Below are 15,304 nucleotides of genomic sequence, written 5' to 3'. Positions count from 1 at the left end.
GTGTATAAAAAATCTACTAAATAGATTTTTATAGTTGTTTTATCAGAATACTTAGCAGCTTGATTACTATATAATAATATACACAATGAAGAAGGACTTCTATGGGGTATTTACATTGTTGTACTTGCAAGATAAAACTATAATTAGTAATAACAAAAAAAACAAGTTATTAAAAACTGTATATCACTAAATTAACCCAAAAAAATTCTACACATTGTTATTTTTGCAATATTTTAAAGGCATCTCAACCCTTTCCTTATTCTAAATTTAATTGATGTTAAGTAAGTGGACAGAAAAAAGTATAGTTAAAAATGTAATTGTTTTTAGTGCTGTTCAAAGAAAAGAATTGAAGTTTTAGCGGGCTAAAACGAGATTTTTTGATGAAGAACAGTGCAAAAAGAATTCTATTTTGCCTATAAATTTTTATGAACGATTACTTAATAGTTTAAATATTCAGTACCTTAACTAATACAGTGAAATACGCTATTTTATTTCTATCTTTTTCAAGGTAAGCATCCCCATTCTCTCTCTTCTGCTCTGCATTTGCAAACATAGTGATGGAAAGGGTATAATTGGGATGTTTCTGTTGCAATGAACTGTTTTTAATTTGCCCTGCTTTTCCATTTTTTGGTTCCCAACCACAACAAGTGAATGTTAACGTTCCTAATCCATACTTTTCGACTAAAAATGCTTCTGCAACTTCTGAGTCTTCTCCTCGGACTTTGTATGTAGCTTTCAATACGACTTGCCTTTCTCCTACCGAACAATCAACAAAGTTGAATATTGGTTGTTTTTCTCCATATCTAGCCAATAAATCGCCACATTCTAAAGATGCGGGATTGGATGGAGATAAGACCTTAAAATCAGCCTTGCTATTTTGGGAGATGATAAATAATAATAAAATAAAGGTTGTAGCTCTTATTACGAGGTTCATAAGATATTATTGATTGAATTTATAATTGCAGCCAATTTATGCTCTATTCAAGAGGCGATAAAGCAATCATTTCTCGTGCTTTGGAACTTTTAACATGATATACCGCTTCATCCATAACCTGTAAGGCATTCAATTCTCCTGCCTTTACCTTTGCCCCTTGTTCTAGTACAAATGGTGTAATATCTTGAATGGAAATTATCCAATCTGTTGCAAAAGCACGTAAAATTTCGCCACGCAACCCAAGTTGTACTGCTCGACGATCCAGTTTTGCGCCATAAGGATCATGGTCAGGATCCCATTGCAAGCGCACGGAAGAAGTTTCTAAAGCCCTTTTCCAGTTTTCTTGGGCTTGGTAAATAGTTGGCTTATAAGAAGAAAAAACTGCTTCCTCTAAAATGGATTCAAAATTAGCTTTAGAAATTTCAATGGCTAATACCCGTTTCTGTGCTTCTTTGGTTGCCCATCCACAACGATACATCATCCACAAAAAGTTGGGCTTAATCCAACTCATTCTCGAAAAGCGATAATGTGCCCCACCAAATGCTTGATTGGCAACGGCATAACGAGCAATATTAGGATTGAATGCCTGATAAACAATAATATTATCATTGGAATATTGCGCTAAAATATGTTGCCCTTTTTGTGGCAAGTCTTTCTCATACTCTCTATAAGGTATAGTTTTTAAATTCATAGTAATAGGGGTTTTGATAATTTGCTGATAATTTCGCTGTTACTGCGTGGTTTCAACAAACTATTGAAGTTATTTAATTTACATTATTAAAGTATCACCTTATCTAACCTTTACTGGTATAAAATAATTCATCCTTCGCTGATAAATAATCAAAAAATATATAAAATATGCGTCTTCACTAAATTTACATTCATAAAAGGCATAAGCTATCATTAAGAAAAACTTATATTTACAGTGGTCAAAAAACACTAACTTTATATTGACTGTAATATCCCCATCCAAATTTCTTAGCTATACAATATTCCTTTTATTCTCATCTATATAATTTTAGTGGTCCGCTAATCAAATTATAAGCCCTTGAATACATGACGATTTTAAAACAACAACTGCTTTTTTTATTATTTATGCTGCCCTTATTCACTTTGGCGCAAGATAGTGTGCAGTACAATTTATTATGGAGAATAGAAGGTAAGCATCTAAAGCATCCATCTTATTTGTTCGGAACCATGCATGTTAACGATGCTAGAGCCTTTAATTTCAGCGATTCTGTTATGCTTGCACTAGAACGTTGTGAGGCTTTTGCTCTAGAAGTGCACCCCGATACAATGATGCGCAGTATGTTTCAGGAACTTTTTAATGGCTCCAAAGGCAATACCCTAATGGATGCTTTGACAGAAGAAGAGTATCAACAACTCAAACAGAAATTTGAGGAACACAGCACCTTAAACTTGGACGAAATTAACATTCAAAGTCCTTCTATGTTAAGCTCTATGATGGAACCCGACGAGGATAAAGCTGATGATAAAGCAACCTTTGTTGATGCCTATTTATTTGGCATCGCACGTACTTTAAATAAGTCTATTTGGGGTTTGGAAAGCATGAAAGATCATACTGATGCCTTTTCCAATTATAACAAAGAGCAACAACGTGAATTTTTATTGGGACTAATTGATGAAAACTACGAGAAGGAATATCAAGAAATGTTGGATCAATTTGTTGAGGTTTATAAAGAAGGAAACATTACTAAAATAGGCACTATGGCCAATGTCTTTGCTGCTACAGATTCTCAATTAATTCGAAGGAATTTCATCATGGCTCAAAGCATGGAAACCTTGATGGCGCAGCACTCCTTATTCGCCGCTGTTGGAACGGCTCATCTGCCAGGTCAAGACGGTATTATTAATATTTTGATCCAAAAAGGTTATCAAGTTGTTCCTGTATCGGCTACTTTTACGGGTATCGCTCAACAATATGCTATTGATTATGATCAAATGCAATGGTATACTCAAGTAGACAGCAATCTAGGTTTTTCTATTGATTTTCCTGGTCAACCGACACCACTTGATTTGTTTGAAGGATTGAATACTTTATTATATGTTGATTTGACCAATGAGATTTTTCTGGCTTCCTACAATATTGATTTGCGTGGTCGAACAGCTCAAGACAAAGAAGAATTAATCAACAATACAGTCAATCGTTACCTTCAACAAAGCAATCATGAGCTGTTGGAAAGAAAAGATATTTCGATGAATGGAATTGATCGTACAGAAGTTATTGTAGCTCAAGATTCTAGTAAACAACTCCGTATGCAGTTTATATATGCCAACAATATCTTGTATTATTTTATGATTGGCAACGATGCGCAGCAAATTAAAAGTTCTTATGCGCAACGCTATTACGAATCGTTGCAATTGTTTGAACCTAGACCTAAAGTTGATACAGGCTGGACTGTAAGTCACTTATCTCAAGCTGCGGTATCTATAGCCTTTCCGTATACTCCATCTTATCAAATAGAAAAAAGTGATTCCAAATCGAATATACCCGCTTATACTTATCACAACTATACCGCCAATGATTATAGTTCCATGAGTTCTTATACACTGCGGTATTTTGATCAGCCAATCGGATATACCCGTACAACTAGCAAGTCGCAAGTTTTCAATTATATTGCCCAGAATTTTCGAAATCGCAATATTACAATCAGAAAAACGGATACAATCTTTTTAGAAGGCATTGAAGGAAGAACATATGACTTAGCAATTAACAATAAACATTATGTACGTTGCAAAGTTTACCTAAGAGGTGCCCGAGCATATTATTTGTTTCATCAAAACTTAACGGAAGGAGACAGTATCATTCAAGATGATGCCTTCTTTCAATCGTTTTCGTTCAAAGCCTACCAATCGCCCCGCTTTGAGACCTTTGTATCTCAAGATAGTAGCTTTTCAATTGATTTTTTTGGAAAGCCCCACATTGAAAAAGATACATTAAATGGCTATTATACGCATGTTACCAATTACTATAGTGACAATCCTAATTCGGGGATGTTACATCATTTTCAAGTAGCAAAAATTAGTAACTATCTTTCTATTGATCACTTAGATAGCTTTTACAATATGTTGACTACCCTAAGTTATGGTGATTCCCTAATAAGTACCCAAACAATTACGATAGATACAATACTAGGCAAAGAAACTGTTTTTTATCAACGCTATCAAGATAGAATTATCCGACAGTGTGTTTGGTTAGATCAACAACGAGTATATATTTCTCAAATTTACATTGATGACGATAGTACCTATAGTTCTTATGCCAATCATTGCATCAATTCGTTTCAATCTAACCAAGCCCTTCCCTTCTTTAATCCATTTCAATCTAAAGCCAAGCAGTTGTTAAAAGATTTGCAGTCTCCTGATAGCCTCATTCGCTACCAAGCCAATAGAGCTTTGGATTTTTATGACTTTGATACTTCTGATGTAAATCCCCTTCTTCTTGCCCTTGACATTACCTACCCCCAAGATAGCTTAACGACTGCTTTGCTAGTACAAGCTTTGCAAGAAGTTGCCGATTCTAGTGTTATCAAAAACTTGACTGAATTATATTATCAAAAAAATACGAATACAGCTGCTAGAGTTGCTATTCTAAAAACAATTCCTAAACTTGATACCATAAAAGGCATTGCTACCTATATTGATTTATTACAAGATCCAACATTTATTTCTTCTGCCTATGACTACCATGTTTTTGGTTTACTGCATCAATATCCTCGTCAATTTAGCTCTAAGTATGAGCGTATTTTAGCCTTAGCTAAGTATGAACCTTATCGGTACTATATCATTGATTTTAGCAATGCTATGGCTCAAAAAGATTCTTTATTTGCACAACAAATGCAAAGCTATTTTTCTAATTGGTTGCCTTATTTTAATGTTGATTTGGAGAACTATGAAACGCCTACAAAGGAATTTTGGCAAGATAATAGTCCACTCATTTACAAGTATCTAAATTTCTTTTCCATTTCAAATGACAAACCGTTTATAGAAAATATAACCGAACAAGTGCTTCGACAAACGATCAATCCTCGTATCAAGGCAAAAGCTTTGTCTATCCGCCTAGAAAAAGGATTGAGCCCTTATTGGTCAAAAAGTATGATTCGCCAACTTTTAAAAAAGCCATCTTATCGCCCTTATTTGTTGCCAGTCTTATTTCAACACGAAGCACTAAATCTAATTCCTAGAGTATACAAGTATGCGCCTAAAGTAGCTAAATACCTTTTTTATGATTATATACGAGATGAAGATGCCATTGATTTTGTAAAAGAATTGGGTAAAATCAAAACCGCAAAAGGTATTTTTTACGTTTATGAGTATCGTTTCTTAGAAGAAGAAACTTCTTTTGTGGGCATTGCGGGTCCCTTTGTTATAGGAAAACCCATTGAAACATATAATTATTATAATACGACCTACACCAATCAAACGCCATTATCCAAGGACTGGAAAAAAGATGGTCTCCAATTAATTAAGGATTTTGAATCCTATAATGCTGCTTATTGGGATTGATCAATTATTCATCATTTTATTTTAATAAATTCATTGTCTATTGAAATGAAGACACTAAGTTTCGTAAACCTTACTTACACAGCAAGATAACCTTCTTTCTGTAACGTTTCCAATATTTCAGAAAACTCATTCAGCATCATAGCCGTAGCTCCCCAAACGATTTTTTCTTTTAAATCAAAATAAGGGACATCCCTCAAGATCAGCCCACTAGATGTTTTTATTTTGGTTAACTTTCTTAATGTGGGGTCAATCAAATCTTCGATTCTAACCTCAATTACTTCAGCGACTTCTTTGGGGTCGGGCGTATAAACAGGAGCCTCTTTTAAGTAACCAACAAAAGGATGTACTAAGTATCGGCTGACTGGAATATACAATTGGCTCAAACGACCGATTATAGTAACATCTTCTCTAGGAATTCCAAATTCCTCTTCTGTTTCTCGCAGTGCTGCTGCTTCTAAAGTAGCATCTGACGCTTCCAATCCTCCACCAGGAAAGCTAATTTGTTTGCTATGAGCATAGGGCGTTTCAGGGCGTTCCATCAATGCAGTATGCCAAATTCCTTCCTTTTGGAATAAAAGCAATAATACACAAGCTTTTCTTGCATCCTTAGCTGCCTTCACATACATGTCTGGATCATTCTTTCGAAGTCCACTACTCATCATTTTTAGCTGTGCGTCTATGCCTGGCAAAGGATTTAATAAATGTTCTTTTAGTTTTGGTATAAATAACATAAGTGATCGTTTATTGGCTTATTTATGGTACTAATTCCCAGCGATTCTGTTGGTCTAACAATTATGTGCCCAAATAGTTCTAAAAAGAAAGTAACTCCCCTCAGCCATTAGGACTTCAACCTATTTATACAATAAACAACATACGCTCTAGCAATTGCCTCATTTTATTTGGCGTAATTCGTTCTATAATTTCCCCCCCCCTCGCATAAGAGATATTGCCCGTTTCTTCAGATATTACAAAAACCATAATATTGGTATTCTCACTAATCCCGACCGCTGCACGATGTCTCAGTCCCAAACGTTGAGGAATGTTAGGACGATCTGAGACAGGTAATACACAACTAGCCGCTATTATTTTTTGGTCTTTCAAAATCATCGCCCCATCATGAAGCGGGCTTTCTTTATTAAAAATACTTAAAATCAACTGTGAAGAAATATCCGCATTAACCATTACTCCAGAACTATATAGACCTTCTAAATTAGGGGCACTAGAAAACACCATTAATGCCCCTGTTTTTCTCTTAGACATAGCTTCCGAAGCTTTAATAATGGCTTGTATGGTTTTTTCTTTTAATATTTTTTTATTTTCAGACAATTGATTTTGCTTAAAAAATCGTTGCAAGAATTTAAACCTTGTTTGTAGAGAACCTTGTCCCACAAATAATAAAAATCGACGTACTTCGGGCTGAAATAAAATCAAAAGAGCAATCATCCCAACACTTACAAACTGCCCCAAAATAGAAGATAAAAGGGGCATCTCTAGAACAGAAACCAACCTCCAGGCAATATACACGAGTACAAGCCCTATAAATATGTTAAATCCTAGGCTTCCTTTTAATAATTTGTAAATCTGAAAAAGGATAAATCCAACAATAAAAATATCTAGGGCATCCCAGATCGTAATGGTAAAAAAGCCTATTTGTATTAGATATAGCATGCCGTGTATTTAGTTAGGAGTCTGCTAATTTCTTATTGGTATACATTCTCAACAAAAACTATTAAGCAATAAATAACAGACTATTGTTATTAATACTTTGTGAGCAAGTAATAGCTATAAAAGTAGCTTGCAAAATACAACTTTTAAAGGAACAACTTATGATTAACAAAATAGTTTTTGATAGGCAAAGTTAGAACTTATTGATGCTAGCTGTTTGTCGCATCAACATAGGAGCATCCATATAATGAAAAATCACGTTCTTCCCCTTATAGTTTTTATCATAAATATCCATTTGGGTTCCCTTAGCATCAAACACAAAATGAAAAAACAAGCCGTCAAATGGTGCCATAGGGTTGTCGAAAGCACAGATTTGATTTTCTATAGTTTTTAATTCATAACTACCATCTTTGTTTTTAACAATGTAGTTTCCACAACCATCATTCATTAAGTCGTCTAGTTGTTGTTTTTTGTACGGATGTTTTTCTTTCCATTGTAGCAACAACTTTTTATTATTCGGTTCTTTCCACGAATAACAATCCACCCACAAGGTATCATTCTCAAAAGACTTGATATGAAAAATTTTCTCCCCCATTGGTTGTTCTGGGAAATTGGGTTGATACCATCCTATCGACATCCAGTAATCATTTTTTTTATGTGTCCATATTCGAAAAGCCCTAATTTCAGACAATCGAAGTAAGGGGTTTTGAGTTGTGTCTGCTTGTGCTTTATTGTTGTATACACCAGATGCTTTTTTGATAAAATCTTGGATACGTTTATGTCCTTCCTTATTCAAAGAGCTGAGCTGTCCTAATAAAGTGTTCTGATAAGAACATGATAATAAAAGTAATAAAATAAATAATCTCATTTTTAAATTGTTTCAAATTCAGATGGCGATTGATTAGGATTTTTTTTACTAATATGAGCATAACCTCTCCTATTGCAACCGCATCACTAGAAGCTGTTTCTTGAAATTCGCCCACAAATTTACAGTATGAAATAATATTCAAAGGAAAATTATTTGCCATAGAAGAACCCTTTCTTGCCATAAAAGAAAAAAAGTTAATAAGGTTCGCCCTTATTAACTTTTTTAGCAAGAAGTTGTTCTCAACAACCGTTATTTTTTGATTATTTATCTTCCTGAAGCCCCCATAAATAAACGATCCCATCTAACACCACCATTCTTGAGGCTACCGTTTTTCAGAGACAACCAAACAAACAATGGTTTTCCTACAATATGATCCTCAGGCACAAAGCCCCAAGATCGAGAATCTGCCGAATTATTGCGGTTATCTCCCATCATCCAATAATAATCTAACTTCGGCGTATAAGTAGTCGTTGCTTCTCCATTAATATAGATTTTTCCATTTTCAATCTTCAAATCATTCCCTTCATAAGCCGCAATCAAACGAGTGTATAACTCTATATTATCCATAGATAAGTTGATTGTTGTTCCTTTTTTAGGGATTGTAATAGGACCATAATGGTCAATATTCCAAGGATATTTTTCTCCATTATAAGGGAACGTTCCAGGTGTGTATCCCTTGGGTTTTAACCGACGTTCTATTTGATCTACTCCTGGCAAATCTTTTACCATTTGAGCAGCAACATCTGGGTGCATATAAGCAATGGAACGGACTACATTATTAGGATTTCTAGGATCTTTATAAAAAGTAACTCGATAGTTCTCTTCCAAAGTAGGTACTTCTAGTGTATTCACTTTCTGACCAATCAACTGGTACTCATATTGTACCCCCTTGATATCTTCTGCCTCTTTATCATTGACATACAAGACACCATTTTTCACCTCAATCTTATCTCCAGGAATTCCAACACAACGCTTGATATAGTGTGTTCGTTTATCAACAGGGCGATAAACCATTCGATCTGCAAACCGTACCAATAGTTTTTGGCGAAGGGCTTTTCTATCTTTAGGTGGTACTGCTTTTAACTGATTGTGGTATTGTAATTCATACGGAAACAAAGAACCATCTGCCTCCAAGCCTCCAACAGCCGTATCATCTTCTGGATAATTAAACACCACAGGGTCATAACGTTCTACATTTTGAATTCTAGGTGCTCGACTATAACCCCATTTTACCGCCTTACTGTACGATTCGCCACCAGAGAAAGGCAACATATTATGAATTAAAGGAAAAGCCAATGGTGTCATAGGCATTCTAGAACCATAATGTACTTTGCTTACAAACAAAAAATCACCAACCAATAAAGAGCCTTCCATAGAAGGTGTCGGAATGGTATATGCTTCGATTAAAAACATTCGAATAAAATGCGCTGCAAACACAGCAAAAATAATAGATTCCGACCATTCTCTTACCTTTGATTTCTTTGGGAATGGGTTTTCTTTTTCCAAACGACGCATTTCTGATTTGCTATCAGATTTTGCAGCTGCTTTAAAACGTTTGCGAAGATCATTTTGAACTGCCCATGCTTGATGAACGTATTCTGGATTTTTAGTCATCAAATAAGGGTAATAAATATAAGGTAGAATAATTGCTGCTGCATTATCAATAAATTTGTACTGCCCAAACGATTTGTTAAATTCAATCAACATCCCTGCAATAATAAAGAAATGTACGACAGGGATCAACATAGCAGCAACCCACCATTTGGGAGCACCCACAATTTTTACCACAACAAAAGCATTGTAAAAAGGAACCAAAGCAGCCCATCCTGGCTCTCCTGCCTTTTCAAAAAGCTTATACATTCCTACAAATGGCAGCCAATAAAAACAAATAATATATAGTAACCAATTCATTTTTTTATACTTTAACGTAACGTTTCAACTGTTTTTTATCCATTTAAAAGTTGAAATTGTAAATAATTATCGTTTATAACTCATTGTCCAACCCTTCCAACGCATCTTTAGCACTCCAAAAAATGCTTCGTTAAAAATATCAGAACTCATTTTTGAAGATCCCTTTTCTCTATCTTTGAAAATAATTGGTACTTCTTCTATTTTATATCCAAGCTGCCATACAGCAAACTTCATTTCAATTTGAAATGCATAGCCTTTGAATTCAATTTTATCAAAATCTAGCTGCTCTAAAAACGAACGTTTGTAACAGACAAAACCTGCGGTAGCATCTGCTACAGGCATCCAAGTAATCAAACGAACATAAATTGAAGCACCTCTTGACATCAACAAACGATTGAATGGCCAATTGACTACTTTCCCCCCTTTGGTATAGCGAGACCCTACCGAAACCCCTACCTGATCTTTCTGGCAGGCTTCAAATAAACGAGGCAAATCGTTAGGGTTGTGTGAAAAGTCGGCATCCATCTCAAATACATACTGGTAAGTGGACTCTAAGGCCCATTTAAAACCATGTATATAGGCCGTTCCGAGACCTTGTTTGCTTTGCCGTTCCTCAACAAACAAACGACCTGCAAATTCATTTTGCAAATTTTTGACAAGACCTGCGGTACCATCAGGCGAACCATCATCTACAATAAGCAAATGAAAGCTAGGCTCCAAAGCCATTACAGCTCGGATAATATTTTCTATGTTTTCCTTTTCGTTATAGGTAGGTATAATAACTAAACGTTCTGACAAAACTCTGACTGCTTTAGTGGTGGTATAGAGTAATTTTTAATTTTGACTAACTTGATTTTGGGTGCACTTCATATTCTATAACTATTTTGCAGCTTAGAAAGCTATCTTAACACACAAAAATACTTCAAGTCACATATTAGGGTAAAAGTCGTAAAAATAATAGACTTATTTAGTATTAGACCTCTTTTCATTTCTTACTTTTTTACTAAAAAATGTTCTCTTGTACTAAATTACCCTTCTAAAATCAGCTATTTACTCTTAAAAATAATTCAATATAGAGTTTTGAGTGTCAAAAAGCAAACCCTTACCAGTACCTTAACGCATTCTAACATTAATTAACTAAAAGTATAGTTCTAATAATACATTCTGCTCCCAACCCTATGCTCATTTAAGGATTATAATGCTTTGAACTTAGATTCGATATAAGCCATACACAAATCAATCGTAGCTTGAATGCCTTTTTGATGTGTTCGTTCTACTCCATGTGATGCAGAGACTCCTGGACCAATCAAACCTACTCGATAATCATTGCCAGCTCTTAATGCAGCCGAGCCATCCGAACCATAGAATGGATAGACATCTAAACGATAAGGAATTGCGTATTTTTGAGCTAATTGAACCAATTGTTTACGCATACCATAATCGTATGGACCAGAACTATCCTTGGCACAAATAGAACAGGCGGTTTCTTCACCAGCCGTACCATCTCCAACAACCCCCATATCAATGACTAATAACTCTTTAACGGAAGGCGCATAACCACAAGTACCACCATGTCCGACCTCTTCATAGTTAGAGAAGAAGATTTGTACTGGCACATCCCATCCCTTTGCTTTTATTTGGCGGGCAAGTTCAAACAACACAAAACATCCTGCCTTATTATCCATAAATCGAGATTTGATGTAACCACTTGGCAATTCTTGGTAATTTGTTTCAAAACAAATAAAGTCACCTACATTTATCCCCAAGGCTTCTATGTCTTTTTTTGATTCAACTTCTTCATCCAAACGAATGTGCATATTGTATAAGCTTCGTTGTGCACTATTCAAATCCTTGTTGACATGAGCTGCGGGGTTATCTAATAACAAAGTACCTGTGTATACCTTCCCCTCCAAGGTATGTATTCTACAATATCCCCCTTCAAAACCATTTAGAGACAAACCACCTACTTTAGAAATTCTTAGTGTTCCATTTTTAGCAATGTCAGAAATAACAGCTCCTAAGGTATCTACATGGGCTGCAATTGCCAAAGTTGGAGCTTGACTTCCCAACGTGCAACGCACAGCTCCTTTATTAGTATAGTCGGGACTCCAACCATATTCTGTTAACAAGTGATGTATATATTGACTTGCTCTTTCTGTAAATCCACTTGGCGAGTCTATAGCTACTAATGCTTGTAGTGTAGAGTAATCTTTCATTGTTGATAATTTTGATTCGTATAAATTAGTATAATATATCTTCCCGCCGCAAATATACAATAGTTCATTTAATTTGAGCATAAGAACCCCAACAAGATACTATATCATATTATAATTATAAAATTATATTTGCTCTCCGCAAAATATCCATCCACATCCCTCCAAGTATATACACAAAAAAAGATCATTCTCGAATTAATCGGAATGATCTAAGTATATCGATAACTTGTAAAACACCTACTCTTGTTGTAATTCAACAACAATAAAATTAACTCGTCGTTGGCTTGCCGCCTCTACACTATAAATAGAATTTCGTGGATCATCAATATCGTCACTAATTCCCGCAGGAGCTTTTCCTTCCCCCAAAGGAAGTTCCTTCAAAGAAAGCTGTCCATTATCCAAGTATTTTTTGAGCACCCCCTCTTTGTATGCCAGCATATCCTTCATAACACTCACGATGCGACGATTTGCTAGTGCTTTGTTATAAGCAGCAGAGGCACGAGGAGAGGTATAGCCTTGAATGGCAATTTCTAATTTAAAATCATTTTCCATTGCAGTAATTAACTCATCAAAAAACAAGTGCATTTTTTTATAGTTTCCTTGTACCTTATTATCAAAGAAATCGTCAATATTATCTGCAATTTGTTCTTGAATTGATTTGTTGTATTGAGGTACGTGTTCTTTTTTATACTTACTTCGCATTCCTGCATACTTGGTATACGTACTAGAATAAGACGTTTCTAAATCTCTTGGTTCGTTATTATGAAAATACAAAGCCAAAGGCAATAGCTTATTCAATTCATCCAAAGTAACTTGAACCGTTTCTTCTATAACCGTCTCTACTGGCTCTGGTGTTGGTACTGGGGTTGGGATCGGCTCTGGCTCTACAATAGACACTGGTTCTGGCTCTGGCGTTGGGTCAGATAAGACCAAAGGTGGTTCAGGTTCTGGCTTTGGACGAACAGGAGGAAACTCTGGCAATTTCAATTCGTAAATATCATTGCAACAAGACTCGCCTGTCAGTATCTGCGATCCAGGGCGGTTACTAGCAAAATACCCTGTAGAATCATCAGGATTAATAATAAAATAAATATCATTGGCGGCACTATTCAGAGGAATACCGATGTTAATTGGTTCATCAAACTCTCCGTCAATTATATTAGCATGAAAAACATCGAAGCCTCCTAAACCTGGGCGATGCGAAGAGCTAAAATAAAGGGATTGTGTTGTATTGTGAAAGAATGGAGATACTTCATCCCCTATTGTATTGATATTTTCTCCTAAGTTTCGAGCTTCTCCGTATTCATTTTCGCCCAAAACTTCAGCCATCCAAATATCTTTTTTGCCGACTCCTCCTTTTCGTTCAGATACAAAATACAAAACCTCTTTGTTGCGCACGCTATCAAAACCAATAGCAGGATGTGTACACGTCACCCCTTCTACATTGATATTTTCAGGTAACTTAACGGCTTCTCCCCAATCATTTTTCCCTTTTTTGGGGCAATAATATATTTGGCAAATCATTTTTTCCTTCCGTTCATCGTAGTCGCACTTAGTCAGATATAACTTCGTACCATCCGAATTCAAGTTGGAATTTCCTGAATTTTCATATTTTAAGTTAAGATTTTTGTTTTTGGATTGTTCAAAACGGCTTTGTCCTCTATTATCAGCAGTCATAATTTTGCCCACTAGTGTTTGCCCTTTTCCAACTACTTTTCCTCGTGTCAATTCACGTTCAAACCTCAAAGAAGAATAATACAGTGTCTCTCCTACCAAATGAGGCGAAAAATCAGAATATTTTGTATTAACATCTCCACTCAGATGAATAATTTTAGAGGTTCGGTCTGGGTTTTCTACCAATTCTAGGGCTAAATAACACCCTTTTAATTCATGGTCTGCTTCCAATTGCAAATACGTTAACTCTATCCCCTTCACCTCCATTGCCAAAAACTCTTTGAAATACTTTATAGCCTCTTCATACTTTCCGTTGTGTTTCAAACAATAAGCGTAATAATAATCTATCTCAGGGTATTTGTCAGCATATTCTCCTGTTGCCACCAAGCCATAGTACTCCTGTGCTCTAGCATAGTTGTAACTTCTTCGACAACTTTCTGCATAATAAAATTGATGCATGGCTAACTTGCTGCCTGACAATTTTAAATCTTTAGCAGAGAAAACGGCTTTATAAATATCTGCTGCTTCGTAATAATCTTTGGATTTGTATTCTTTTTCTGCGGCGGCTGGTGTTCTGACCTTTTTTTGAGCCAATAAAAGAACTTGGCTCATGAGCAGCAAACTAGTTGCCAATAATTTTGGATAAATGGATACTTGCATCGTAATTATTTAATAGTTTGGGATTCGATTTAAAGTTCAATAACTAACCTCAAAATACAGTCGTTCACTAATTGCATTCCTTGGTGAACATAGGGTGCTGTATTCCATACAATTCTCCTCTATTTGGCTATACGTTATAAGCCATTATATTTGAAGTATACTGACTACTTGATGTAGTAGTTGATAGTTATTGCTGATTTATTCTTTTGCAAAAATAATGCAAAAAAAACAATCAAACATCTATTAATCAATTTATTCCAACTCCAATCTCTTTTTAGCCTTTCTGAATAACAGTAGCGAACTGTGCTGCGTGTTTTCAACAAACGATTGTCTAAATGACAATTGTCTTTTGTAGACACTATATAGTCGTTCACGACGCTTAGGAACAAAGTTCCTTATTTAAGTAATCGTTCATAAAAATTTATAGGCAAAATAGAATTCTTTTTGCACTGTTCTTCATCAAAAAATCTCGTTTTAGCCCGCTAAAACTTCAATTTTTTTCTTTGAACAGCACTAAAAACAATTACATTTTTAACTATACTTTTTTCTGTCCACTTACTTATTTAGCCAAAACTTTAGCTATAAAAAGTACTACAACAGCACCAAAAGTAGAGCTAACGATATCCATTAAAATAGAACCACTTCGAATTCCCAAAACACCTCCATCTACTTGCAATACCTTAAACAAAAAAGTACCAACAAAAGCGCCGATAATTCCTAAAATAATATTCATCAAAATTCCCATACCACGACCTTTCATTAAGCTGCTAGCAATCCATCCTGCCAAGCCACCAATAATCAATGTATACAACAAACTCATAATAATTCTTTTTTTTTTGTTATTATAAT

Annotated in this window: 11 protein-coding genes; 1 reads left to right on the top strand and 10 read right to left on the bottom strand. The window is 35.2% G+C overall.

Features of this window, described 5'->3' with window-relative positions:
- Positions 1-445: 445 nt before the first annotated feature.
- Both CG11_RS25410 and CG11_RS25405 read right to left on the bottom strand, forming a co-directional pair.
- On the bottom strand, positions 446-934 hold the full coding sequence (locus CG11_RS25410) for a DUF4952 domain-containing protein (RefSeq protein WP_052599779.1): 489 nt from the start codon (positions 932-934) through the stop codon (positions 446-448).
- Positions 935-977: 43 nt separating this feature from the next.
- Positions 978-1,625, bottom strand: a complete 648-nt coding sequence (locus tag CG11_RS25405; protein WP_052599778.1) for a DUF4291 domain-containing protein — start codon at positions 1,623-1,625, stop codon at positions 978-980.
- Between the two features lie 365 nt (positions 1,626-1,990).
- Between CG11_RS25405 and CG11_RS25400 the strand changes: the two genes are divergently transcribed.
- The gene (locus CG11_RS25400) at positions 1,991-5,461 is read left to right on the top strand and encodes a TraB/GumN family protein (RefSeq protein WP_052599777.1); all 3,471 of its coding nucleotides are present in this window, start codon (positions 1,991-1,993) and stop codon (positions 5,459-5,461) included.
- Positions 5,462-5,535: 74 nt separating this feature from the next.
- On the opposite strand, the gene CG11_RS25395 is transcribed toward CG11_RS25400, so the two are convergent.
- From CG11_RS25395 to CG11_RS25355, 8 genes are all read right to left on the bottom strand, one after another.
- Positions 5,536-6,192 carry a CoA pyrophosphatase gene (locus CG11_RS25395; protein ID WP_052599776.1) on the bottom strand — a complete coding sequence of 219 codons (657 nt, stop codon included), beginning with the start codon at positions 6,190-6,192 and terminating at the stop codon, positions 5,536-5,538.
- Positions 6,193-6,316: 124 nt separating this feature from the next.
- On the bottom strand, positions 6,317-7,129 hold the full coding sequence (gene cdaA / locus CG11_RS25390; protein WP_052599775.1) for a diadenylate cyclase CdaA: 813 nt from the start codon (positions 7,127-7,129) through the stop codon (positions 6,317-6,319).
- A 190-nt stretch (positions 7,130-7,319) separates the two neighbouring features.
- The gene (locus tag CG11_RS25385; RefSeq protein ID WP_156039901.1) at positions 7,320-7,994 is read right to left on the bottom strand and encodes a hypothetical protein; all 675 of its coding nucleotides are present in this window, start codon (positions 7,992-7,994) and stop codon (positions 7,320-7,322) included.
- Between the two features lie 264 nt (positions 7,995-8,258).
- Positions 8,259-9,905 (bottom strand): signal peptidase I, encoded by a 1,647-nt coding sequence (gene lepB / locus CG11_RS25375; RefSeq protein ID WP_052599772.1) that lies wholly within the window; start codon positions 9,903-9,905, stop codon positions 8,259-8,261.
- Between the two features lie 66 nt (positions 9,906-9,971).
- Positions 9,972-10,703 (bottom strand): polyprenol monophosphomannose synthase, encoded by a 732-nt coding sequence (locus tag CG11_RS25370; protein ID WP_052599771.1) that lies wholly within the window; start codon positions 10,701-10,703, stop codon positions 9,972-9,974.
- Positions 10,704-11,098: 395 nt separating this feature from the next.
- Positions 11,099-12,121 (bottom strand): M42 family metallopeptidase, encoded by a 1,023-nt coding sequence (locus tag CG11_RS25365; RefSeq protein WP_052599770.1) that lies wholly within the window; start codon positions 12,119-12,121, stop codon positions 11,099-11,101.
- 237 nt (positions 12,122-12,358) lie between these two features.
- A complete protein-coding gene (locus tag CG11_RS25360) occupies positions 12,359-14,455 on the bottom strand; it encodes a PD40 domain-containing protein (RefSeq protein WP_052599769.1) in 2,097 nt (698 codons plus the stop codon).
- Positions 14,456-15,014: 559 nt separating this feature from the next.
- Positions 15,015-15,275 (bottom strand): GlsB/YeaQ/YmgE family stress response membrane protein, encoded by a 261-nt coding sequence (locus tag CG11_RS25355; RefSeq protein WP_052599768.1) that lies wholly within the window; start codon positions 15,273-15,275, stop codon positions 15,015-15,017.
- Positions 15,276-15,304: the final 29 nt, after the last annotated feature.

Origin of the sequence: Aureispira sp. CCB-QB1, assembly GCF_000724545.1 — a bacterium.
In the GTDB taxonomy this organism is placed as follows: Bacteria; Bacteroidota; Bacteroidia; order Chitinophagales; family Saprospiraceae; genus Aureispira.
Note: the sequence above shows the minus strand (reverse complement) of the source record. Positions and strands in the feature narration are given on the sequence as shown.

Excerpts from the sequence above, each read along its gene's own strand:
- CG11_RS25410 (WP_052599779.1), bottom strand. The coding sequence starts at position 934 with ATGAACCTCGTAATAAGAGCTACAACCTTTATTTTATTATTATTTATC.
- CG11_RS25405 (WP_052599778.1), bottom strand. The coding sequence starts at position 1,625 with ATGAATTTAAAAACTATACCTTATAGAGAGTATGAGAAAGACTTGCCA.
- CG11_RS25400 (WP_052599777.1), top strand. The coding sequence starts at position 1,991 with ATGACGATTTTAAAACAACAACTGCTTTTTTTATTATTTATGCTGCCC.
- CG11_RS25395 (WP_052599776.1), bottom strand. The coding sequence starts at position 6,192 with ATGTTATTTATACCAAAACTAAAAGAACATTTATTAAATCCTTTGCCA.
- cdaA (WP_052599775.1), bottom strand. The coding sequence starts at position 7,129 with ATGCTATATCTAATACAAATAGGCTTTTTTACCATTACGATCTGGGAT.
- CG11_RS25385 (WP_156039901.1), bottom strand. The coding sequence starts at position 7,994 with ATGAGATTATTTATTTTATTACTTTTATTATCATGTTCTTATCAGAAC.
- lepB (WP_052599772.1), bottom strand. The coding sequence starts at position 9,905 with ATGAATTGGTTACTATATATTATTTGTTTTTATTGGCTGCCATTTGTA.
- CG11_RS25365 (WP_052599770.1), bottom strand. The coding sequence starts at position 12,121 with ATGAAAGATTACTCTACACTACAAGCATTAGTAGCTATAGACTCGCCA.
- CG11_RS25360 (WP_052599769.1), bottom strand. The coding sequence starts at position 14,455 with ATGCAAGTATCCATTTATCCAAAATTATTGGCAACTAGTTTGCTGCTC.
- CG11_RS25355 (WP_052599768.1), bottom strand. The coding sequence starts at position 15,275 with ATGAGTTTGTTGTATACATTGATTATTGGTGGCTTGGCAGGATGGATT.